Consider the following 20,412-nt stretch of genomic DNA (forward strand, 5'->3'; position numbering starts at 1 on the left):
CGGAAAGTCTGGAAAGCTTGAATTTTTTGCTCGTCATTCCCGCGCAAGCGGGAATCCAGTGACTCGGCTTTTCGTGGCTTGCATCCATGGATGACCAGACATTCGTCTGTTGAAAAGCGCTCCCCGCTTGCGCGGGAATGATGACGGTTGTCCAAAAGCTCCATCGGGCAACAGGCGCGGCGCGCCTGTTGCTGGGGAATGCACGAATCGATGCTGCAAACGTCACGCGTTGCGACGCTTGCTCCACAGATGATCGAGGCTGAGCGCGCCGGCGCCGTGGGCCGCGACCATCAGGAAGCCGCCGGCCATCGCCACGTTCTTCCAGAAGTTGATCGCCTGGGCGGCATCGTCGAAGTGGGCGTGGAACACCACGGCACTGGCCAGCGAGAACGCGGCCATCGCCAGCGCGATCCAGCGGGTGAAAGCACCGGTGAGGATGGCCAGGCCACCGCCGAGTTCCAGCGCGATCACCAGCGGCAGCAGCGCACCCGGCAAACCCGCGGATGCCATGTACTGCTGGGTGCCGGCGTAGGCGGCAATCTTGCCCCAGCCGGAAATGATGAAGATCAATGAGAGGCCGATGCGGCCGAGCAGTGCGAGCGAAGCGTTCATGACGATTCCTTGGGTATGGGTGATGGAGCGATTTGATGGGAGACACTCTATTCGCCAAAGAAACGCCGATAAACTGGGCATGGATTGACTGACTGTTCCGAAAAACGAGACAAAAGGACCGTGCCGTGGACAAATTCCAGGAGATGGCCAGCTTCGTGGCGGTGGTCGAAGCCGGCAGCTTCGTCGGCGCCGCGGAGGCCACCGGCCTGTCCAAGGCGGCGGTGTCGCGCCATGTCGGCGAACTCGAACAGCGCCTCGGCGCGCGCCTGCTGCATCGGACCACGCGGCGGCTGTCGCTGACCGACGACGGCCAGCTGTTCTTCGCCCGGGCGAAGGAAATGCTGGCCGCCGTTGACGAGGCGGAATCCGAAATCAGTTCGCGCAGCGGCGAGCCCAGCGGAAGGTTGCGCATCAATGCGCCGCTCACCTTCGGCGTGCTGCACCTGGCCCCGCTATGGGGGCGCTTCACGCAGCGGTATCCGAAAGTGTCGCTGGACATCGAGCTGAGCGATCGCGTCGTCGATCTTGTCGAGGAGGGCTACGACCTTGCCGTGCGCATCACCAACCTGGCCAACTCCCAACTGGTCAGCCGGCAACTCGCCACCACCCGCATGATCGCCTGCGCCTCACAGGCCTATCTGGCGCAGCACGGCACGCCCACGCACCCCGCCGAGCTGGCGCAGCACGAAGTGATCTCCTACAGCTACTTTGCCGCCCGCGACGAATGGACCTTCGTCTCGCCCGACGACACCCTCGTCGCGGTGCGCACCCACGCCCGCATCCACGCCAACAACGGCGACACCTGCCGCGCCGCCGCGCTCGACCACCAGGGCATCATCCTGCAACCGGACTTCATCATCGCCGACGACCTGCGCCGCGGCGACCTGGTCGAACTGCTGCCGACCTACAGGACAATGACGCTCGGCATCCACGCCGTGTATCCGTCGCGCAAGCACCTGCCGATCAAGACGCGGCGGCTGGTGGATTTTCTGGTGGAGGCGTTTGCGGTGCCGGGGTGGGATGTGGCGCGGTGATCGATTAGAGCCTGGGCAGATACACCCGAAACCACGTTGCCGCGATTGACCAAGATGTTTCCCAAGCCTATAAAGCCCAATGGCGCCAAATGCGCGCGCCGTCGGTACCTCGGCATGAACGGCATATGGGGACGCATCGCATGGGCAGGCGAGAACTGTGCGAGACCAGGGCTGAAGTGATCCGGATCGCCGGGGGAGCCACCCCGCCGATCCTGGATTCCATTTTGCACGGAAAAACGCAGATCACCGGCGTATGGTCGCACGCTCCTTACGAGGCGGAAGTCCATCCGATGCAAGACCATATCATCGCCGCCATGCATTTAGGCAGCGGCATGGCGACCGCGATCCTGGACAACAAGCGAACGGTCGCACCCATCCGGCCTGAGACGGTCAACATTCTCGCACGTGGTCACCATGGGTATTGGGCCATGGACGGAGGCTCAAGCGTTTCCAATGTATTCCTCGGCCACGATCGTTTGCTCGCATGTGCAGACATGCTGGCTGAAGGCCGAAGTTTCGAACTGCTGGATCGCGTGCATCACGCCGATCCCAAGCTTTTCACGATCATGAAGATCATCTCGGACGAGGCAAGCTCACCCGGACCGCAATGCGTAATGTTTCTGGAACACGCGATCGACCTGCTTTGCCATGTGCTGTTGCGCTCGCACTCCACTCTTGTCTATCCGCCGCAGAAACAGCACGGCCTTGCGCCCTGGCAGGTGAAGCGGGTCACCGCCTACATGCGGGAACGCCTCAGCACCGAGATCACGCTACAGGAAATGGCGGATATCGCGTGCCAGAGCCGCTTTCACTTCTGCACCGCATTTCGAAGGGCAACCGGCATGGCACCGTACGAGTACCTCACGCACATGCGGATGCGAGTCGCCTGTGACCTGCTCAGGACCACACCTCTTTCCGTCAGCGACGTTGGTGCCGCCGTTGGGTACAGCTCTCTTTCGACCTTCTCGACCGCGTTTCGTCGCCATGCGGGAACCTCGCCACGCGCTTACCGCGGTGCCATGGGTTAGCTCGCACTACGCCAGTTCGACAACAACCTTCCCGTTGGCCGCCCCCGACTCGAGATATCGATAGCCATCCTCTGCGGTGTCCAGAACAAAAATACGCGGATCGACGCGCACTTTGAGGTGCCCTTCATCCGCGAGCCTCTTTGCCTCCCGCAAAATTTCACCGTGGTGTGCCCTGTAGCGACCGCTGAGCAATGGCAGCAAGGTGAACACGCCCGAATAGGTCCCGGCCCGGAAGGAAAGTGGTGCGAGCGCATGCGTGCCCCAGCCCAACGCACTGACCACGTGGCCGTGGTAACGGCGAACCGCCTGGAAAGAAGCGTCCAGCGTCACACCGCCCACAGTGTCGAAAATGATGTCGAAGCCTTCGCCATCCGTATGCAGCGACACGTATTGGTCTACCGATTGCCTCTGATGATCGATGAAGGTTGCTCCGAGCGCCTCGATGATCGCTTGTTGCGCACCCTTGCCAGTCGCATACACGGTGGCACCGAAGGCCAGAGCAATCTGGATCGCTACGTGCCCAACGCCGCCGGCGCCTCCATGGACCAGTACCGTTCTCCCAGGCCCAACTTTCGCGCGATCGACCAAACCCTCCCATGCGGTGATGAATATCAATGGCGTCGCCGCCGCCTCACGCGACGAAAATGTCGCGGGTGCGGGCGCAAGCAACGACGCGTCTACCGATGCGTACTGTGCCAGCGCGCCCTGCATCCCCCCAACGCCACCCGTCATTCCGAACACGGTGTCGCCAGGACTGAAACCAACCACATCATCTCCCACCGCTTCTACGATGCCGGCCATATCGATGCCGAGGATCGCTGGCGCCGGGTGCGCAGCGTGTGCTGCGTTGCCGGAACGGATCTTTATGTCCAGCGGATTGAGTCCGACGCCCTGTACGCGCACCAGCACCTCGCCCGGGCGAACTGCAGGGACGGGAACTGATTTGATGCGCAGGGGTTCACCGTCGGCCTCGAAAACCGCGGCGCGCATGGAAGTCGGGATGGGCGAGACATTCATGACACGCCTCCAGGAATCAACAACAACTTGCCGATGGTCTTGCGCCCTTCCAGGTCGGCATGGGCGTGCAGAGCGTCGGCTAGCGGATATACACCACCGATCTTGACCTTCATCTTCCCCGCGATGACCCAGCCAAAAAGCCTCGCCGCCCGCTCGCGCAACAGCGCCGGTGTCACGATGTGATCAAAAAACACCGCGTAGCCGATCTTGATGCTCCGCGGCAGTTGCAGCAGGTCCAGCGTGCCTGGCGTGCCAAGAACGGGGCCAAACCAGCAGAAGGTACCCGAGCGCCTTAACGATGCCAGAGAGTCAGCGAACGTCTTCGGCCCACCGCCATCGTAGACCACATGCACACCATCGCCAGCGGTAAGTCGCAAGACCGTATCGGCGAACTGGCCTTCCGCTTCCACGATCACGTGCTCGGCGCCAGCGTCCCTCGCTGCGTCGACCTTCCCGGCGTGGGAGACCCGACCAATGACACGACCGCCGCGCAGCTTGATGATCTGCGTCAGCAGCAAGCCCACTCCTCCCGCCGCCGCGTGCACCAAGGCAACATCACCGGTGCGCACTGCATAGAAATCGGTGGCAAAGTGACTTGCCGTGAGCCCCTGCATCATCAGCGCTGCTGCAGTACGATCGTCGATGGCATCGGGAAGGGGAACGAGCGCATCGGCCGATATCACGACGCGCTCAGCATAACTGCCAGGAGCATATGCCCACGCCACGCGCTGTCCTGGCTGGAAGTCGTGTACTCCCGCACCGACGGCAAGCACGCGCCCGGCCCCTTCGACGCCCAGCACCTTCGGATCCGGCATATCTGTCCAGAACTTTCCGCGGCGCACACCAATGTCCATGAAGTTGACACCCGCCGCAGCCACTTCGACCAGGACCTGGCCCTGACCCGCAACCGGTTCCGCGCGGTCAGCGAGCGCGAGCACATCGCACTCGCCGGGCCCGGTCATGACGATCGCTTTCATGCTGGCCGCCCGATATCGGTCGACCCGTCGAACGGCTGCGGCACGCCTTCGCTACGCTCAACCGCATCGATCAAGCGGTGCAACGTCACCGCATCGTCGAACGTTGGAGACAACTGCGTGCCGGTTCGCAGGTCCGATGCTAGCCGCGCGTACGCGATGGCCAGAGTTTGCACCGGCCCCTGCGCGTCAGGATCTGGGCCGCATTCGTGGGGAATCTCCAGTGCATGCAGGGTTTCTTCGCCTCGTGCGCCCTGCAACGCCATGCCACCAATGCCCACGTAGCCGACCGGACTGGTGATGATCAGGTCCCCGCGCGTGCCGTTGATCTCGACATGAAAATTCGTCGCGCGCGAAAGCCCGCCCCGGAAATGCGCGTTGATGAATGCGCCGTTCCCCAGCTTGCACGAGAAGTGAATCTGATCAGGAACAGAGAGCTCACGATCCATGCCGGACTCGGCCATGCGAATGGACTGGCGCGCATTGCCCAGCAGGCCCGTCACGGTCGCGACGGGCGAATCCAGGACATGCAACAAGCCATCGATTGAATGCGCAAACGGCACGTTCAGCATCGATGCGCCGTTTCGCCGATCGAGCGTGTAAGCAAACCGCTCGCTTATTTCCTCGCCCCAAAGAATGCCCGAACCAACTACCGTTGCCGAGAGCACTTTCCCGACATATCCATCCTTGACCAGGTTCCGTGCGTGCACGAACACCGGCGAAGCGCGTGTTTGCAGTCCGATGAACGTCGCAATGCCCTTCTCGCGAGCGAGATCGCGTAGTGCTCTTGCCTGCGCGAGATCCGTAGCGAGCGGCCATTCGGAGAACACTGCCTTCCCTGCCTCGATCGCCGATGTCACCAACTGACGGTGCTGCGGCACACGTACGGTGATCACGACCAGATCCACATCCGGATGCGCAACGAGCGCTTCGCTCGTGTCCATGGCATGCGGCACGCCAAACTTTTCCGCAGCGGCCTTCGCTATGTCCAACTGCGTGTGACTGATAGCCTCGATGTGGAACTGGGGTAGTTGGCGCAAGGCCGGAATATGAGAGGTTGCGGCCCATCCCTGGTCGGGATGCACGCCGATGATGCCTACGCGAACAGGACGTTGGCTCATGATTCCCCACCAGCGACTGTGGTCTCGAGGATGGTGCGCCTTAGTTCGAGACTGGCAATGCGCCAACCTCCGCCGCGTTCGACCCACCTTTCGTGGTAGTGCCCGTACCCATGCACGCTGGGAGACGCATTCCCCGGCGTAGACGGAAACACGATGTAGTCCTCCATGGACCACGTGGCTGCAATCTCGCCATCAGGCAGCTGCACGAACTCGTCGTTATGGACCTGATGGATCGAGCGTGCTTCTGCAAGAAACTCGCGAGCCGATTTCACGAATGCGTCGCGATGATCGAAAGCAGCCAGCTCCTTGCCGTCCGGATCGAACACAAGCACGTGCACATCCGGCGTGAACAACTCCGCGAAATCGCACCACTGCTTCGTGTCGAGGTAGCGGCAGTACCGCGCCTTCCCGGCTCGAACTTGCTCAATCACCGTGTTGTTCATTGCATCGCCTCCATGGAGGATTCGTGATGAGTGTATGGGTTCGACCACACCGCGACTTTTGCCTCATTGCGTGCAGTTCTTCCGAATTGCGAAGCTCGCACTTCAGCACTGCGAAGGGATTGACTGGCTTGTTTCACGAAGCGCCTCCTTGCGGCGCGGACTCCGCCGCACAACTTGCAAAGAGAACCCACCATGCCCTTCGTAAACATAAAGCTGGTCGACGGCGTATTCACGCCGGAGCAGAAGCACGACATGGCGCGACAGATCACCGATGTGATGGTGAGATGCGAAGGCTCCGAAGCATTCCGCGAGGTAGTGTGGGTGCTGATTGAAGAACTGCACACCGACGGCTGGCACATCGGCGGTAGGCCGTTCGAGGGCCCACGCTCCTTGATGGAGTGGCTCGATCGCTCGAAGGCCACTCATGAGGCCATCGTTGGACGCCCCGTGACGCGCGCCGAATTTGCCAGTCAGCTACCGCCGCACCCGGAGCCTGTCGGCGCTCCATGACTTTTGGCGTCACGGTATCGCCTGCGCGAGGCTCGCCGCATGCGCAAAAGCATCGGTCAAGGCACGCGCAGCGATATCCTGGCCCATTCGAACGCCCTCTGCCCGCACGGTTTCGATGTGCATCACGCCGAGAAACCCGAGTATGTCGCGCAACAGCGACTCCTGATGGTCCAACGACGCAGCTGGCGTACCCGCGACATAAACGCCACCTCGCGAAGAGGCGATGACCACACGCTTGCTGGCCAGCAGGCCCCGTACGCCATCGGCACCGTACTCGAAGGTCCGTCCAGGGATCACGATCGCATCGATCCACGACTTGAGTTGGCTCGGCAGGCTGAAGTTGTACATGGGGGCGCCGATGACGATCACATCGCTGGCCAAAACCTCTTCGAGCACCCGGGTGAGAACCTGTGCATCCGAGCCCACCGGCTCAATGGAGAAATGCGGCAACGGGTTCGCCACAAGGTCGCGATAGACGACCTGTGCACGGGAATCCAGATTGGTGAGCCTCTGCACGACAGCAGCGGAGATCTGCCGGCTGATCGACTGATCGCCCTGAATGCTTGAATCGATGTGCAAGATGCGCATGACTGAATTCCTAATGATTGGGCGCAGCAATTTAGGGATTCGGCTCCGATGCAACAAGAAGGATTTCGATGGATACCAGGTATGAAAAAGCAGACTGGACCGCAACCCGAACCGCCTGAAACCCATGCCCTGAATTCGGGACTGCGTGATGCCATCGCGACGTTTCATGGCAAGTGGAAGCTTGAAATTTTGTGGCTGCTCAGGAACGACACGGTGAGGTTCAACTCTCTCCGCCGGGCGTTGCCGGGAATTACCCAGCACACACTGACCAAGCAGCTCCGCGAACTCGAGCGGGACGGCATGGTGTCAAGAATGGTTTACCCGGAAATGCCGCCACGAGTGGAGTACCGCATCACCGGCAAGGCACGGGCGCTGGGACCCGTCTTCCGCGCCATCTTTGCGTGGGCGGAAAAAGCCGACGCCAGTCGCTAGTGCCGGGATGGCAGCAAGTTTCGCCTGCTTGCGCACAGTTCTTCGGCATTGCGGACTTGCCTGCTCGCCACGGAAAACGCATTGACCGTCGCTGGCGTCAGGAGTCTTCTCGGATGACCAAATACGGGAGGCCACCATGAAGCCCATTTCCGTTACTGACCACAATGTCGATGAACTTCGTCGGGGTCTTCTTCTCGGCAGCGGACTTGCGGCAATCAGCCTTCTGCTTCCACTCGGCGGATGCGACAGATCACATCTCCCAACTGTCGCGATGACACCCTCCCCTCCTCCTCCCAATACCTGGAGCAAGACCATGGGCACATTCACCACCAAAGACGGCACGGAGATCTATTACAAGGATTGGGGTAAAGGCCCCATCGTCACGTTCAGTCATGGTTGGCCGCTGTCATCCGACAGCTGGGAAGCACACATGTTCTTCCTGGCTTCCAAAGGCTATCGCACGATCGCGCACGATCGACGCGGCCATGGGCGTTCCGCCCAGCCCTCGGAAGGCAACGACATGGACACCTACGCCGACGACCTTGCACAGCTGCTCGATCATCTCGACGTCAAGGACGCCACGATGGTCGGCTTCTCCACCGGCGGAGGTGAAGTGGCGCGCTATATCGGTCGGCACGGGACCAAGCGACTGAAGAAGGCCGTGTTGATCTCGGCGATCCCGCCACTGATGCTGAAGACCGAGAGCAACCCTCTGGGCACACCCATCGAAGTCTTCGATGGACTGCGCAAAGCCTTTCTCGAAAATCGTTCGAAGTTCTTCCGCGATATCCCGAGTGGACCGTTCTACGGCTTCAACAAACCGGGCGCAACGCCCGATCAGGGCTTGATCGACTTCTGGTGGCTGCAGGGCATGCAAGGTGGCTACAAAGCCACGTATGAGTGCATCAAGGTGTTCTCGGAAACAGATCTCACGGAAGACCTGAAGAAATTCGATATCCCCACACTGATCGTACACGGCGAGGCCGACCAGGTCGTACCGATCATCGCGTCGGCGCGCCAGAGCGCGAGGCTGATCAAGAACAACAAGCTGCTTGTTTATGAAGGTGCTCCACACGGGCTTGTCGATACGCATCGCAACAGGCTCAACAAGGATCTGCTCGCGTTCATACAATCCTGAGGACTCAAAACCATGTCACGCACATATAGTCAATCCGTATCGGCGTGGGCCCTGGTTGGCTCCCGCATCTTTCTCGCAATAGCCACTCTTGCCTGCGCGCCTATCGCATTGGGGCAGGACAGCCCGGTCGACAAGATCAACGCCGCAGCAGCACAGTCGGACATCAAGGCGACTCCGCTACGAAGTGGCGTCTCGATGCTCGAAGGCTCCGGTGGCAACATTGGCGTGCTGGTAACGCCGCGGGAAAAGTTCATGGTCGATTCCGGCATCGCGGTGTCGAAAGACAAACTGTCGCGCGCGCTGGCCGAACTGGGACCGGCGACTGTCACGCACGTAATCGACACACACTGGCACTGGGACCATACCGATGGCAACGCGTGGCTTCATGACGCCGGTGCCCAGATCATCGCCCACCCACGGACGGCCACCTATCTTGCCCGGACCGAAGTCGTCGATGATTGGCGGCATAGCTTCGACGCGCTACCTGCCTCAGGCCGCCCCACAACCTTGGTCTCCAGGCACAAGCGCTTTCTCGTTGGCAGTGAGAAGATCGACGTCGAGGCCATCCCGCCTGCACATACAGATGGTGACCTGTTCGTGCGGTTCCACAACGCCGACGTCCTGTTCGTTGGCGACACTTACTGGAACGGGATGTACCCGTTCATCGACAACAAACATGGCGGCAGCATCGACGGAATGATCCGCGCCGCGGACCGCGGTCTGCAGATGTCCGGCAAAAACACCATCATCGTCCCCGGCCATGGTCCGATCGCAACTCGCGCTGATCTGGAGGCGTATCGCTCACTGCTCCAGGCGATTCGCAACAATGTCGCCAAGCTCAAGGGCGAAGGCAAGAGCCTGGAAGCGACCATTGCCGCGAAACCCACCGCGGCCTATGACGCAAAATGGGGAAATTCGCTCATCGATCCGGCCTTCTTCACTCGTCTTGTCTACGACGGGCTATAGGTTTGGCGGGGCTGCATCGTGTTCGCCTCCGCTTCCGGCAGGCCGTCTCCGACAGCGTTCGTCCTGGCCGGAGGCGGCAGTCTCGGCGCGGTCGAAGTCGGCATGCTTGCCGCCCTCCTTTCCTTCGGGGAATCCCCCGATTTCCTGGTAGGCGCATCGGCTGGCGCCATCAATGCCACGTATTTTGCCGGCAATCCAACCGTACAGGGCGTGGAACGCCTGCGTGATGCCTGGTTCGATCCGCAGGCGGGACGTCTTGCCGATCGATCTGCGCACACTGGTAACCGGGTTGTTCGGCCGACGTGGCTATCTTGTCGATCCACGGGGACTGCGCCACCTTCTCGAACGCAATCTCCCCTATCGGCTGTTCGAAGAAGCCGAAGTGCCCGTGCACATCGTTGCATCGGACCTCGTGAGCTCGCGCGAAGTCGTCTTGTCCGAGGGGTGCCTCATAGATGCAGTCCTCGCAAGCACCGCAATCCCTGGCTTGTTCCCACCGGTGCGAATCGGGCCTCATTTGCTGGTCGATGGAGGAGTTGCGAACAATGCACCTCTTTCCGTAGCAGTCGCGCTTGGCGCAAAGCGTGTGATCGTGCTCCCTACTGGCTTCGCGTGCGCGTTGGATTCGGCACCCCGAGGCGCGATTCCACGCGCGATGCATGCGCTGACCATGATGGTGGCGGGCCAACTCACACGCGACGCCGAACACTGGTCCCATAGCCACATAGAGCTGCGCATCGTGCCAAGCCTTTGCCCACTGGCAACGTCACCATATGACTACTCTTCGGCGGACCGCCTCATCGCACGCGCCTATGAAGCCACATCCAACTGGCTCGAAGCGGGTGGCCTGGAGTGCGAGGACATTCCCGGTCAACTGTACGCTCACCGACACTGACCGCCCCCACAGAGCCGCTACCGATTCAACACCGTCGACGACACTTTCCTCAAACGGCGGGCGTTCCCCGCATCGAGCGAGTGCGCAGCAAAGAAACCCGCCTCCGCAAAGGACGAAAGCTTTTCACCCTGCATGCCACCAACGCATCGCGCACTGCGTCTGCCCCTGACCTGAACGACTTGATGGCGATCACCACCGTCGACGGCAGGCGCGGTTACGATCTCGCCTGCACCCTGCCCGCCAGCGGGTGGCCCGAGCCGACCGCGACATTCCGATAGGCGCCACGATGAGCCAGTCCCCGGAAGCAACCCGCAGCACCACGGTGAAAGCGCCTTCCGTGTTGCGCCGGATTCCGCCCGGCATCTGGGCGCTGGGCATGGTCTCGATGCTGATGGACACCTCCTCGGAGATGATCCACGCGCTGCTGCCGGTGTACCTGGTCGGCGCGCTGGGTGCCTCGGCGCTGGCAGTCGGCGTGATCGAGGGCATCGCCGAATCCACCGCGGCGATCACCAAGGTGTTCTCCGGCGCGCTGTCGGACTGGCTGGGGCGGCGCAAGCTGCTGGTGGCGATCGGCTACGGCCTGGCCGCGTTCACCAAGCCGGTCTTTCCGCTGGCGGGCACGCTCGGCTGGGTGGTCGGCGCACGCTTTGTGGACCGCGTCGGCAAGGGTATCCGCGGCGCACCGCGCGACGCGCTGATCGCCGACCTGGCGCCGGCCGAATTGCGCGGCGCCTCGTTCGGCCTGCGCCAGTCACTGGACACCACCGGCGCGTTTCTCGGCCCCGCGCTGGCGATCGCCCTGATGTGGCTGACCGCCGACAACATCCCGCTGGTGTTCTGGTTCGCGGTGGTGCCGGGCTTTGCCGCGTTCGCGCTGGTGCTGTTCGGCGTGCACGACGCGCCGCGCGGCCGGGAAAGCAGGCGGGCGCGCTCGCCGTTGTCGCGCGCCGAGCTGGCGCGCCTGCCGCCGCTGTACTGGGGCGTGGTGGTGATCGCTGCGGTATTCACCCTGGCCCGTTTCAGCGAGGCCTTCCTGGTGCTGCGCGCGCAGGAACTGGGCCTGGGACTGGTGCTGATTCCGCTGGTGCTGGTGGTGTTGAACGTGGTGTATGCGCTGTCGTCCTATCCGGTCGGCGTGCTGGCCGACCGCTTCGACCACGGCAGCCTGCTTGCGCTGGCGGTGCTGGTGCTGGTGCTGGCGGATCTGGCGCTGGCCTTCGTCGGCGGACTGGCCGGACTGGCGCTGGGCGTGGCGTTGTGGGGACTGCACATGGGCATGACCCAGGGTTTGCTGGCCGCGATGGTCGCCGACGCGGCGCCGACCGACCTGCGCGGCACGGCGTACGGCATGTTCAATCTGGTCAACGGACTGGCCCTGCTGGCAGCCAGCGTGGTCGCCGGCGGGCTGTGGGATGCGTTTGGTTCGCGCGCCACCTTCCTCGCCGGCGCGGGCTTCGCGATCGTGTCCTTGCTCGCGCTGGTGCCGGTGGCGCGACGGGTGCGCAGGAACCGGCCGGCACCGCACTGAAGGAAGCGGGGGCGTTCGACGGCGCCGCTACTTGAGGTAGCTCTTCAGCACCGCAAGCACCGGCAGCAGTTCGTCCTGCTGCTTGACGTTGCCGGCCTCGACAACGTGGGAGCGCAGGTGCCCTTCCATCACCTGCAGCATCAGGCCATTGACCGCGCCGCGCACGGCGGCCAGTTGCTGCAATACGGCGCCGCAATCCTCATCGCCTTCGATGGCGCGTTCCAGCGAAGCCATCTGGCCGCTGATGCGGCGAACCCGGGCGACCAGTTTCTTGCGGTTTTCCTGCACGTGGGACATGGCGATGGCCTTCCGGTCATATACTATGGGGGAGTATACGACCCGAGAACGCTTCATGCCTGCCCCCGACATCGCCCCCTACACCCACAGCCACCAGTTCAACCACGTGGACGCGAAAGCGGAGCGCAACACCCGACGCGTGGTGTACATCACGGCGGCGATGATGGTGGTCGAGATCATCGGCGGTTACTGGCTGAACTCGATGGCCTTGCTGGCCGATGGCTGGCACATGAGTTCGCATGCGCTGGCGATGGGTCTTTCGGTGATGGCCTATGTGCTGGCACGACGCTACGCGAAGGACCGCCGCTTCGCCTTCGGCACCTGGAAGATCGAAATACTCGGCGGTTTCAGCAGCGCCCTGCTGCTGGCCGTCGTTGCCGCGCTGATGATGATCCAGTCGCTGCAGAGGCTGTTCGTGCCCGCCGTGATCCACTATGACGACGCGATCCTGATCGCGATACTCGGCCTGGGCGTCAACCTGCTGTGCGCATGGCTGCTGAAAGGGGAACACCACCATGGGCACGGCCGCGATCACGGGCATGGCCACGACCACGGACATGATGGCCACCACCATCACGACGTGAACCTGCGCGCGGCCTACCTGCATGTCATCGCGGACGCGGCCACCTCCGTGCTGGCCATCGTCGCGCTGGTCGGCGGCAAGCTTTATGGCGCGGCCTGGCTCGACCCGGTGATGGGCATCGTGGGCTCGATCCTGGTGGCGCGCTGGGCGTTCGGCCTGTTGCGCGAGTCCGGCAAGATCCTGCTGGACGCCGAGATGGACCAGCCGGTGGTCGAGGAAATTCGCGACGTGGTGCGGGAGCAGTTCGCCACAGCGGCCATCAGCGACCTGCATGTCTGGCGAGTCGGCCGCGACAGCTACGCCTGCATCCTCGGATTGGTTGCCACCACGGCCATCAGTGCCGAGGAAGTCCGCCGGCAACTGGCCATCCACGACGAACTGGTGCACGTGACGGTCGAGATCGCGGTGGCTTGAGCTTGAGCTTCGCCAGAACGGGCGGCGGCCGGGTAGAACCCGGGGCAGAGCGCATTTTGGAACGCCCGCTCCGGGTGGCGGATTCAACTGGTCGAAGCTGGTTTCAAAAAACTTTCCCTGTCGTGTTCCGGCGCCCGGAAATTGTTCGCTGCATGCCAGCACCCATGGTTTCCGGCGAAGGTGTCGAATTCGGCTCCGCCCGTTCGTCTCAATGACATGGACCGGCGATCAGGCCGTCCGGGCTGGCCCTTGGGAGAACAACATGCCGCAATACCTGGTTGCCATTCATCACCCCGAAAACTACGACCCGTCCACCGAGGACGAAACGATGATCCGCGACATCGGCATGCTCAATGAAGAGATGAAGGCCGCAGGCGCCAGGTTCTTCGCCGGCGGCCTGGAGTCGAACAGCAAGGCGAAATCGCTGCGCAGGCAACCCACTGGCAAGGTGATCGTCACCGATGGGCCGTATATCGAGGCCAAGGAACACGTGGGCGGTTTCTGGATACTGGAAGCCGCCGACATGGATGAAGCGCTGGCGTGGGGGTCCCGGGCCGTCGTCGCCTGTCGCGCACCCGTGGAGGTGCGGGCATTCATTCGCCACAGCTGAACGGCGACGGTGAGTCGAAATCGCGCTTCTTCCAGGCGATGGCGCCCTACTGGCCCACGTCGACCATGGCATTCGCGCCGCCGATGAACCAGATCCCGAAGGCGGTGTTTTCCGGACAGGGGCCGGCGATCCAGAAAGCGGCCACCTCGACCCGACAACTCGGGAATGCACTGGACGATGCGGGCGATGGCCAGACAGGGCAGCTTCAACCTGGCGCGCAAAGCTGGGCCCGGGCCCGCGTGGCCAGCAGCGACCTGTCCGATGAAATCAGCCGGCTGAAGGCCGAAGACGGCAAGCCGATCCTCGCCCACGGCGGCGCCAGCTTCGCGCGCAGCCTCATCGCCCGGAACCTGGTCGATGAGTACGCACTGATGGTCCATCCGATCATGCTGGGCCAAGGCCTGGCGATCTTCTCCGACCTGCCCGCGCCGAGGCCACTCAAACTGATCAGCTCGAAGAGCTTTCCGGGCGGGGTGGTGGCACTGATCTATCGACCGGGCTGAGCACAAACGGATGGGTCATCCGTTCCCTGAAACGAACGGTTCCGCCGAATCAAGCCGGCTCAACCACCCGTTCGGCACCGCCCCCGCGGCTCACCGGCGGTGCTCCGATCCAGTGGGCTGGAAGACAGCCTTCCCACGATGGCCGCAGACCACCCTCTCCGCCTCCGCTCGCCCGTGCGAGGTCGCCTTCCATCCGATGGGTCAGTGTCCTTCGCTGACCTCGCGGGTCAGGGTCTGGAATGCCTGCATGATCTGCTCCGGCGCAAAGCCGCAATGGCCTTCGCCGACCGACGGCAGCACGGTCGGCGCGCGGCCGTGCGCGGACTGCACCATGGCCGGATACACCGACTGGTAGCGCGCGGGGATGAGGAAGTCGTCGTGGTTGTACTGCAGCACCAGCGGCTTGTGGATCTCGCCGCTGAGCGAGGTGGCCGCGGCCAGGTAGCGCATCGCCTGCGGGTCGCCGGTGTAGCGGTGCACGCCCCGATTGAATGCCGCATCGTCGCCGAAGCCGGCATACACCGTCGCACGATTGTCGACCGGCATGCCCTTGGCGCGTTGCTGCATCTGGTGCAGCACCAGGTAATGCACGCCGATGGCGCCGGCCAGGCGTTCGCGCGATACATGCAGGTGCGTGGCGAGCAGCTGCGCGGCGTGCTCGTCGGTCTTCAGCGCCGTGTCCACCGCATGCATCACTTCCATCTGGCCCAGCGCGGGTGCGGCGGGATCGGCGAGGCCGCCCGGCGGCAAGCCGGTCGTGCGGGGAAAGAAGTAGTCGAACGCGACCACGGAGGTCAGGATGTCGTCGAACACGCGCGTGCCGGGCACGTTGGCACCGCACAGCGAGAGCCCGCCGTCGTAGTGCTGGCCGTGATGCTCCAGGCTGGTCAGTACGACATAGCCACCCATCGAGAAACCCACGACGTAGGTATGCCGGGGCTGGCCGTGCCGCTGCACGAACCAGGCGCGCAGGCGTTCGTTGTCGCGCAGCGCGTCATCCACCGCCCAGCCCTGCGAGGCATAGCTGCTCTGCGCCAGCGCGTAGCCGGCCGCGAGAAACGGTGACGCTTCGTCGCCCAGCGGTTTCGGCGTGGGGCGCGGCGTGCCGATCGGCTCGAATCCATGCAGTTGCATGACCAGGTCGCCATTCCAGTGCGCGGGGATGTCCACCCGGTACGGCGCGCCATCCAACACGCCGGTGTCCACCTTGGCGGTGGAGGTCGCCTTGCTCTCGGGGTCGGCATCGTACGCGGACGCCATCACCGGACCGAGGGCGATGATCGTCAGGAACAGCCATGCAACGTGGGGCTTGCGCATCATCGACAGCCACTCCTTCACCTGGACGGGAGACATGGGGCAACCGAAGACCGGCTTCGCGTTTGCAGCAGGCACGGGTTGCCGGCTCAGGATACGGCCAACAGCGTTCCCTGGTGAAACAGGATCACCCAGTCATCCGCTTGGCGCCGCCAGATCGTGCTGCGACGGCTCACGCGTTCGCCCTGTTCCAGGGTGTAGGTGAGCAGGTAGGTGTCGGGGCCGAGCTCGCGGCAGTGGAAGTCGCGGGTTGTCCAGCCGTGCTCGGCGGGATCGGGAGTGCGGTGTTCGAGGACGTCGAGAACGTGGGCACGGCTGTAGCGTTGGCCGGAGGCGCCGACTTCCCAAAAATCCGCCTCGACCATGCGCTCGAAGTCGGCGCGGCTGCTGCCGAATTCGGGCCGGTGGAAGATCGGCTCGCGCCGACGCAGAGCTTCCAGCACGGGCAGCAACCCGGGGGCCGTGACCAGCTCGGGTTCCGCCGGATGGCTGATCCGCTCGCGCCCACGGCGCGATGTCGGGCTCATGGCATGGTTCCGCTGCGACAGGAAACGAACGGTTACCGGGGCGGCTGCCACAGCTCGACGCGGGTGCCTTCGGGATCGGTGATCCAGCCGAAGCTGCCGAACTCGCTCTGCTCGACGCGCTCGTCCACCGCGACGCCGGCGGCACGCATTTGCGCCAGCAGCGTGTCGAGGTCGTCGACGCGGAAGTTGATCATGCACGTTTGCGGGCCGGGGCCGAAGTATTCGGTGTCGGCCGCGAACGGCGACCACAGCGTGTAGCCCGGACGCTGTTCGTCTTCGACGAAGCGCGCGCCGCCCCATGCTTCGGCATCGAGGCCGAGATGCTTCGCGTACCACGCGGTGAGCGCCGCGGGATCGCGCGACTTGAAGAAGATGCCGCCGAGTCCGGTGACCTTGGCCATGACGCTGTCTCGCTGCGTTTGTTGTCCTGACGAATCGTAACCCATACCAAAACGCGGCACAGTGCGCACTTTACGGCACGACCGATGTCCTGAAAGACGCAAGCCTGGCGATGGCGCCCCCGCCGCATGACAGGCTGCAGCCCCCCGGCAAGATCGGGTCTCGATTGACGAGGCCCGGGCTAAACGTCCGACCCGGCTTGCTGCGTGTGTCTGCACCTGTCAGGCCCGGCCCGGTGCGTTGCCGGAAACTCCACCCTGACCTGCCTTCGAACGGATCATCACTTACGCCTTGGGCGGCGCTGGTGGCGCTGGTGGTGCGGGCGCAAAGGCCGGCAGAGGGGCGACGATTCGTGTTGATGCCGCCGGTTCGCCGCGCATGAAACGCTCGATGGCCGCCGTGACCTCGGGTGTCGTCATGAACAGGTTGTGGCCGGCATTGACGACCGTGATCGTCTGCAAGTGGTCCAGGCCAGCGGTGGCTTCGCGATGGCTTTCGGGATAGGTGCGTCCATCCAGGGTTCCGCTGAGCAGCAGGGTCGGCACGTGGCTGACCGGAGCCTTGCGGAACGCGTCGCCGAGGTCCAGCTGCGGAAACACGCCGCTGAGTTGCGGCATCGGGAAGTTGAGGAGGTCGCCGAGCAGCGCGGTGCTGGCCTGCCGCTCGACCAGCGCCAGGCGCCTGTCGTCGATGCCGGAGGCCACGTCCATGGCCAGCGGCATCGCCTGAATTTTCAGTGGCGCACCGGGCGAAAAGTATTTTTGCACGATGCCCGCGATCGGCTGGTAGTCGCCAACGTCGGCGGCGCGATAGACGGCCAGCATCTGCAGCGCGCCTTCAGGGTCGGAGATCGCGCCCGCCTCGATCATCTGCAAGGTGCGCCGCTGCAGCAGCACATCGGTGTTTCGCCCGTTGGCGTCCTTCAGATGCAGCATGACCGGCCTGGATTGCAGCGCGCCATGCACGCGCGCGATCAGCGCCTTGATGTCGGGATAGGCCGCCCTTGCCTCGGGGTTGGTGCCCACCGCGGCCTGCAGGCGATCGAAATAGGCATCGGTACGCGCCGGCAACTTGACCGTCTGATCGAGTCCTTCGGCGCTCGCGATCACGACCCGATCCAGACGAGGACTCATCTGCTTGAGCGCCGCCAGCGCCAGATGGGTACCGTAGGAGATGCCCCAGAGCGTGATCTTCCCGGCCCCCAGGTGGCGGCGCAGCGCATCCAGATCGCGGACACTCTCGTTGGTGTTGTAGCCGCGCAGGTCGATGCCCCTGGCTTTCCAGAATGCTGCGCATTCGACGGCAGCGGCGCGGTAGGCGGCGGCAAAGGCCTGGTCCGTGAGGGCTTCGGATTCCGGAGGCGTCTTCGAAGGCTCGCACACCGGCGTGTCGTCGGATGCACCGGTACCGCGCTGGTCCAGGGCAATCACCTCGCCGAACTGGCGCATGGCCATGAACAACGGAAAGCGCCGGTGTTTCGCGGTCTCGATGCCTGAGCCGCCCGGGCCACCGGCCAGATAGACGATCGGGGCGCCGGGCTTGTTGGTGGTGGCCGGAAAGCGGACATAACGCAGGGTCAGCATGCGGCTGTGTGGATCGGAGCGGTTCTCGGGTACCTGGAGCGATCCATGGATCGCCTCGGTGGTCTGCCCGTCGACGCTCTTGAACACGAATGTCTGCGCGGTGGCTTTGGGCATGGCCGCATTGGCTGCGCTGAACAGGCACAGGCAAGCGGCGGCGATGAGTGCCCGTTTCAATGGAGTGCGCTTTACGGCTGCGTGCGTCATGGGAAAGACTCCAGGTCGTTGATCGGAATGGAGCCACCATAAGCGGGACGGGTGTCTCCACCGATGGCCGATCTGCCAACGGTGGTGTCGATTCGGTGAGCGGCAGCTGCCGACACGGCGCCGGCACGGTATATTCGCCCAACGGTATGTCGACCATTTCCCGCCTCACATTCCTTCTTTGCCTGTGTCTGCCCTGGTTGCCGTTCGGATCGGTGTCGGCGCAATCGATGCAGTGGATCGACGTGGACAACGTCATCACTTGTCCGGCGCAGGAAGGCGAAACCGTGCCGCCGGATTTTGCCGGCGATGACTGCCGGACAGGCAGCTTCCTGGCGGTCGACCCCCAACACGCCACGCTCTGGCTCCGGGCAACCATTGCCGTTCCCCACAGCATGTTGGAACAGTCATCCCCCCTGGGGCTGTTTGTTTCCGGGAAGGCTGCCAGCACCGCGTGGTTGAATGGCCGTCGGATCGGCAGCAACGGCCAACCGGGCATCGATCCACGCAGCGAGACGCCAGGCCGGATGGACGCGGTCATCCCGATTCCGCCGGGCCTGCTCCACGACGGTGCCAATGACATCGTCCTGCACGTATCGGGGCATTCGGGATTCCTGCACCTGGACTCGCCGATGCACGCGTTGATGATCGGCACTTACGCGGACCCGACGGATCAAATCCTGCGGTTCTACTGGCCTTCGCTGAGTACCTTCGGCATCTTTCTGCTGGGGGCGCTGTACTTCGGCGTCGGAACGTTTCGCGGGGGCGATCGTGCAGGAGCGTTCCTGCTCTGCCTGATCTCGCTGTTCGCCGCAGGACAGCTGCTGGCCGAGGTTTCACGCGGTTTGGTGGCTTATCGCTATCCGTTCCACGATCTGCGGCTGGTCCTGATCGTCCTGTGCTCGCTCGGGTTCGGGCTGTGCCTGACCGCCCATGTCATTCGCAGGTTTCAACCGCCGCATCCGTGGCTGTCGGTCACGGTAGTCATGCTGGCGACCTTGGGCGTGGTGGTGATCACCAGCCCCTACGACGGCAAAGCCATGTTCGCGATGCTGTGCCCGGTCCTGTCCTGCGCGTTGGGCACCGCATTCTGGTGGTGGAAGCGCAAGCCGGGGGCCGCCGCGTACTGTGCTGCGCTGGTCTTGTTCGGCGCGCTCAGCTTCCTCTTTGGCGGAAGGTTTCTCGATGCCATCTTCTTTTACCTGGTCGCGGCGCTGCTGCTGTTTCTGTTCGCACAGCAGGCCGCCGTGCTCGCCCGTGAGCAAAGGCTGGGGATTGCGCTGGCCAGTCACGCGCGGCAGCTCGAAGCCGCCTTGGATCAGGCCCGAACCCCGCAGCAGCAACCGTCGCCGAAAATCAGGATTGTCGACACTGGCCGCATCGAGCTCGTTTCAACCGAGCAGATCACCCATTGCAGCGGAGCGGGAGATTATGTCGAACTCAACTTCACCGACGGCAGCAAGCGACTGCACAATGGCAGCCTGAACGAGATGGAAGTGGAGTTGCCGTCCGCTTTCCTGCGCGTGCATCGCTCGCATATCGTCAACACCGCCTTCGTCGAGTCGCTCCGTCGGCAACCTTCCGGGGTCGGTCAGCTGCGCATCTCCACGGGAGAAATCGTGCCAGTGAGCCGACGGATCATGCCCATGGTGCGACGGACCCTCGGTTCGGATTAGGGAGAAGGCCGCGTTT

The 20,412-nt window shown here is 63.4% G+C and carries 23 protein-coding genes; 12 read left to right on the forward strand and 11 right to left on the reverse strand.

What is annotated here, in order from left to right; translation table 11 throughout:
* Window positions 1–222: 222 nt before the first annotated feature.
* Window positions 223–612 carry a DoxX family protein gene (locus ASD55_RS14720; RefSeq protein ID WP_056767218.1) on the reverse strand — a complete coding sequence of 130 codons (390 nt, stop codon included), beginning with the start codon at window positions 610–612 and terminating at the stop codon, window positions 223–225.
* Window positions 613–737: 125 nt separating this feature from the next.
* Here ASD55_RS14720 and ASD55_RS14725 point away from each other — a divergent pair, with 125 nt between their 5' ends.
* Together ASD55_RS14725 and ASD55_RS14730 are read left to right on the forward strand one after the other, a co-directional pair.
* The gene (locus ASD55_RS14725; RefSeq protein ID WP_056767220.1) at window positions 738–1,646 is read left to right on the forward strand and encodes a LysR family transcriptional regulator; all 909 of its coding nucleotides are present in this window, start codon (window positions 738–740) and stop codon (window positions 1,644–1,646) included.
* A 140-nt stretch (window positions 1,647–1,786) separates the two neighbouring features.
* Window positions 1,787–2,674: an AraC family transcriptional regulator gene (locus ASD55_RS14730; protein ID WP_056767223.1), complete on the forward strand. Its 888-nt coding sequence runs from the start codon at window positions 1,787–1,789 to the stop codon at window positions 2,672–2,674.
* A 6-nt stretch (window positions 2,675–2,680) separates the two neighbouring features.
* Here the strand turns inward: ASD55_RS14730 and ASD55_RS14735 are convergent, their stop codons facing one another.
* Genes ASD55_RS14735 through ASD55_RS14750 form a run of 4 tightly spaced genes read right to left on the reverse strand, consistent with a single transcriptional unit; the run spans window position 2,681 to window position 6,229 of the window.
* Complete coding sequence (locus tag ASD55_RS14735; RefSeq protein ID WP_235577836.1) at window positions 2,681–3,691, reverse strand: zinc-dependent alcohol dehydrogenase family protein; 1,011 nt, start codon at window positions 3,689–3,691, stop codon at window positions 2,681–2,683.
* Window positions 3,688–4,668 (reverse strand): quinone oxidoreductase, encoded by a 981-nt coding sequence (locus ASD55_RS14740; protein WP_056767228.1) that lies wholly within the window; start codon window positions 4,666–4,668, stop codon window positions 3,688–3,690. Before ASD55_RS14740 ends, ASD55_RS14735 begins: the two co-directional genes overlap by 4 nt.
* The gene (locus tag ASD55_RS14745) at window positions 4,665–5,786 is read right to left on the reverse strand and encodes a Gfo/Idh/MocA family oxidoreductase (protein WP_056767230.1); all 1,122 of its coding nucleotides are present in this window, start codon (window positions 5,784–5,786) and stop codon (window positions 4,665–4,667) included. The genes ASD55_RS14740 and ASD55_RS14745 overlap by 4 nt, the downstream gene beginning before the upstream one ends.
* The gene (locus ASD55_RS14750) at window positions 5,783–6,229 is read right to left on the reverse strand and encodes a nuclear transport factor 2 family protein (protein WP_056767232.1); all 447 of its coding nucleotides are present in this window, start codon (window positions 6,227–6,229) and stop codon (window positions 5,783–5,785) included. Before ASD55_RS14750 ends, ASD55_RS14745 begins: the two co-directional genes overlap by 4 nt.
* A 192-nt stretch (window positions 6,230–6,421) precedes the next feature.
* On the opposite strand from ASD55_RS14750, the gene ASD55_RS14755 reads away from it, so the two are divergent.
* Complete coding sequence (locus tag ASD55_RS14755; protein ID WP_056767234.1) at window positions 6,422–6,739, forward strand: tautomerase family protein; 318 nt, start codon at window positions 6,422–6,424, stop codon at window positions 6,737–6,739.
* A gap of 9 nt (window positions 6,740–6,748) precedes the next feature.
* On the opposite strand, the gene ASD55_RS14760 is transcribed toward ASD55_RS14755, so the two are convergent.
* On the reverse strand, window positions 6,749–7,327 hold the full coding sequence (locus tag ASD55_RS14760) for an NAD(P)H-dependent oxidoreductase (protein WP_082542804.1): 579 nt from the start codon (window positions 7,325–7,327) through the stop codon (window positions 6,749–6,751).
* 81 nt (window positions 7,328–7,408) lie between these two features.
* Between ASD55_RS14760 and ASD55_RS14765 the strand changes: the two genes are divergently transcribed.
* The 5 genes from ASD55_RS14765 to ASD55_RS14790 all read left to right on the forward strand — a co-directional run bounded on the left by ASD55_RS14765 (window position 7,409) and on the right by ASD55_RS14790 (window position 12,289).
* Entirely contained in the window at window positions 7,409–7,759 is a 351-nt protein-coding gene (locus tag ASD55_RS14765; RefSeq protein WP_157599021.1) for a helix-turn-helix domain-containing protein, read from the forward strand.
* Window positions 7,760–8,072: 313 nt separating this feature from the next.
* On the forward strand, window positions 8,073–8,897 hold the full coding sequence (locus tag ASD55_RS14770; RefSeq protein WP_056767237.1) for an alpha/beta hydrolase: 825 nt from the start codon (window positions 8,073–8,075) through the stop codon (window positions 8,895–8,897).
* 12 nt (window positions 8,898–8,909) lie between these two features.
* Window positions 8,910–9,863, forward strand: a complete 954-nt coding sequence (locus tag ASD55_RS14775; protein ID WP_082542805.1) for an MBL fold metallo-hydrolase — start codon at window positions 8,910–8,912, stop codon at window positions 9,861–9,863.
* Between the two features lie 256 nt (window positions 9,864–10,119).
* The gene (locus ASD55_RS14780; RefSeq protein WP_235577837.1) at window positions 10,120–10,758 is read left to right on the forward strand and encodes a patatin-like phospholipase family protein; all 639 of its coding nucleotides are present in this window, start codon (window positions 10,120–10,122) and stop codon (window positions 10,756–10,758) included.
* 286 nt (window positions 10,759–11,044) lie between these two features.
* Window positions 11,045–12,289, forward strand: a complete 1,245-nt coding sequence (locus ASD55_RS14790; protein ID WP_056767245.1) for an MFS transporter — start codon at window positions 11,045–11,047, stop codon at window positions 12,287–12,289.
* 27 nt (window positions 12,290–12,316) lie between these two features.
* Here ASD55_RS14790 and ASD55_RS14795 read toward each other — a convergent pair whose 3' ends face one another.
* The gene (locus ASD55_RS14795; protein ID WP_056767248.1) at window positions 12,317–12,586 is read right to left on the reverse strand and encodes a metal/formaldehyde-sensitive transcriptional repressor; all 270 of its coding nucleotides are present in this window, start codon (window positions 12,584–12,586) and stop codon (window positions 12,317–12,319) included.
* Window positions 12,587–12,641: 55 nt separating this feature from the next.
* Between ASD55_RS14795 and dmeF the strand changes: the two genes are divergently transcribed.
* From dmeF to ASD55_RS14810, 3 genes are all read left to right on the forward strand, one after another.
* The gene (gene dmeF, locus ASD55_RS14800; RefSeq protein WP_056767251.1) at window positions 12,642–13,583 is read left to right on the forward strand and encodes a CDF family Co(II)/Ni(II) efflux transporter DmeF; all 942 of its coding nucleotides are present in this window, start codon (window positions 12,642–12,644) and stop codon (window positions 13,581–13,583) included.
* Window positions 13,584–13,794: 211 nt separating this feature from the next.
* Window positions 13,795–14,193, forward strand: coding sequence for a YciI family protein (locus ASD55_RS14805; protein ID WP_235577838.1), 399 nt, complete (start codon window positions 13,795–13,797; stop codon window positions 14,191–14,193).
* A gap of 38 nt (window positions 14,194–14,231) precedes the next feature.
* Entirely contained in the window at window positions 14,232–14,696 is a 465-nt protein-coding gene (locus tag ASD55_RS14810) for a dihydrofolate reductase family protein (RefSeq protein WP_056767252.1), read from the forward strand.
* A gap of 201 nt (window positions 14,697–14,897) precedes the next feature.
* Here the strand turns inward: ASD55_RS14810 and ASD55_RS14815 are convergent, their stop codons facing one another.
* The 4 genes from ASD55_RS14815 to ASD55_RS14830 form a co-directional block, all read right to left on the reverse strand.
* Complete coding sequence (locus ASD55_RS14815) at window positions 14,898–16,049, reverse strand: hypothetical protein (protein ID WP_082542806.1); 1,152 nt, start codon at window positions 16,047–16,049, stop codon at window positions 14,898–14,900.
* A 50-nt stretch (window positions 16,050–16,099) separates the two neighbouring features.
* The gene (locus ASD55_RS14820) at window positions 16,100–16,537 is read right to left on the reverse strand and encodes a DUF4440 domain-containing protein (RefSeq protein ID WP_056714738.1); all 438 of its coding nucleotides are present in this window, start codon (window positions 16,535–16,537) and stop codon (window positions 16,100–16,102) included.
* A 32-nt stretch (window positions 16,538–16,569) separates the two neighbouring features.
* Entirely contained in the window at window positions 16,570–16,938 is a 369-nt protein-coding gene (locus ASD55_RS14825; RefSeq protein ID WP_056767255.1) for a VOC family protein, read from the reverse strand.
* A 282-nt stretch (window positions 16,939–17,220) separates the two neighbouring features.
* Window positions 17,221–18,723: an alpha/beta fold hydrolase gene (locus ASD55_RS14830; protein WP_056767257.1), complete on the reverse strand. Its 1,503-nt coding sequence runs from the start codon at window positions 18,721–18,723 to the stop codon at window positions 17,221–17,223.
* Window positions 18,724–18,950: 227 nt separating this feature from the next.
* On the opposite strand from ASD55_RS14830, the gene ASD55_RS14835 reads away from it, so the two are divergent.
* Window positions 18,951–20,396: a LytTR family DNA-binding domain-containing protein gene (locus ASD55_RS14835; RefSeq protein ID WP_162248793.1), complete on the forward strand. Its 1,446-nt coding sequence runs from the start codon at window positions 18,951–18,953 to the stop codon at window positions 20,394–20,396.
* Window positions 20,397–20,412 lie beyond the last annotated feature (16 nt).

Origin of the sequence: Rhodanobacter sp. Root561, assembly GCF_001427365.1 — a bacterium.
Classification (GTDB): Bacteria; Pseudomonadota; Gammaproteobacteria; order Xanthomonadales; family Rhodanobacteraceae; genus Rhodanobacter.

Bases quoted from the DNA above. Each gene is read 5' to 3' on its own strand.
- ASD55_RS14720 (WP_056767218.1), bottom strand. From the start codon at position 612: ATGAACGCTTCGCTCGCACTGCTCGGCCGCATCGGCCTCTCATTGATC.
- ASD55_RS14730 (WP_056767223.1), top strand. From the start codon at position 1,787: ATGGGCAGGCGAGAACTGTGCGAGACCAGGGCTGAAGTGATCCGGATC.
- ASD55_RS14735 (WP_235577836.1), bottom strand. From the start codon at position 3,691: ATGAATGTCTCGCCCATCCCGACTTCCATGCGCGCCGCGGTTTTCGAG.
- ASD55_RS14740 (WP_056767228.1), bottom strand. From the start codon at position 4,668: ATGAAAGCGATCGTCATGACCGGGCCCGGCGAGTGCGATGTGCTCGCG.
- ASD55_RS14745 (WP_056767230.1), bottom strand. From the start codon at position 5,786: ATGAGCCAACGTCCTGTTCGCGTAGGCATCATCGGCGTGCATCCCGAC.
- ASD55_RS14750 (WP_056767232.1), bottom strand. From the start codon at position 6,229: ATGAACAACACGGTGATTGAGCAAGTTCGAGCCGGGAAGGCGCGGTAC.
- ASD55_RS14755 (WP_056767234.1), top strand. From the start codon at position 6,422: ATGCCCTTCGTAAACATAAAGCTGGTCGACGGCGTATTCACGCCGGAG.
- ASD55_RS14760 (WP_082542804.1), bottom strand. From the start codon at position 7,327: ATGCGCATCTTGCACATCGATTCAAGCATTCAGGGCGATCAGTCGATC.
- ASD55_RS14765 (WP_157599021.1), top strand. From the start codon at position 7,409: ATGAAAAAGCAGACTGGACCGCAACCCGAACCGCCTGAAACCCATGCC.
- ASD55_RS14770 (WP_056767237.1), top strand. From the start codon at position 8,073: ATGGGCACATTCACCACCAAAGACGGCACGGAGATCTATTACAAGGAT.
- ASD55_RS14775 (WP_082542805.1), top strand. From the start codon at position 8,910: ATGTCACGCACATATAGTCAATCCGTATCGGCGTGGGCCCTGGTTGGC.
- ASD55_RS14790 (WP_056767245.1), top strand. From the start codon at position 11,045: ATGAGCCAGTCCCCGGAAGCAACCCGCAGCACCACGGTGAAAGCGCCT.
- ASD55_RS14795 (WP_056767248.1), bottom strand. From the start codon at position 12,586: ATGTCCCACGTGCAGGAAAACCGCAAGAAACTGGTCGCCCGGGTTCGC.
- dmeF (WP_056767251.1), top strand. From the start codon at position 12,642: ATGCCTGCCCCCGACATCGCCCCCTACACCCACAGCCACCAGTTCAAC.
- ASD55_RS14805 (WP_235577838.1), top strand. From the start codon at position 13,795: ATGACATGGACCGGCGATCAGGCCGTCCGGGCTGGCCCTTGGGAGAAC.
- ASD55_RS14810 (WP_056767252.1), top strand. From the start codon at position 14,232: ATGGCGCCCTACTGGCCCACGTCGACCATGGCATTCGCGCCGCCGATG.
- ASD55_RS14815 (WP_082542806.1), bottom strand. From the start codon at position 16,049: ATGTCTCCCGTCCAGGTGAAGGAGTGGCTGTCGATGATGCGCAAGCCC.
- ASD55_RS14820 (WP_056714738.1), bottom strand. From the start codon at position 16,537: ATGAGCCCGACATCGCGCCGTGGGCGCGAGCGGATCAGCCATCCGGCG.
- ASD55_RS14825 (WP_056767255.1), bottom strand. From the start codon at position 16,938: ATGGCCAAGGTCACCGGACTCGGCGGCATCTTCTTCAAGTCGCGCGAT.
- ASD55_RS14830 (WP_056767257.1), bottom strand. From the start codon at position 18,723: ATGACGCACGCAGCCGTAAAGCGCACTCCATTGAAACGGGCACTCATC.
- ASD55_RS14835 (WP_162248793.1), top strand. From the start codon at position 18,951: ATGCAGTGGATCGACGTGGACAACGTCATCACTTGTCCGGCGCAGGAA.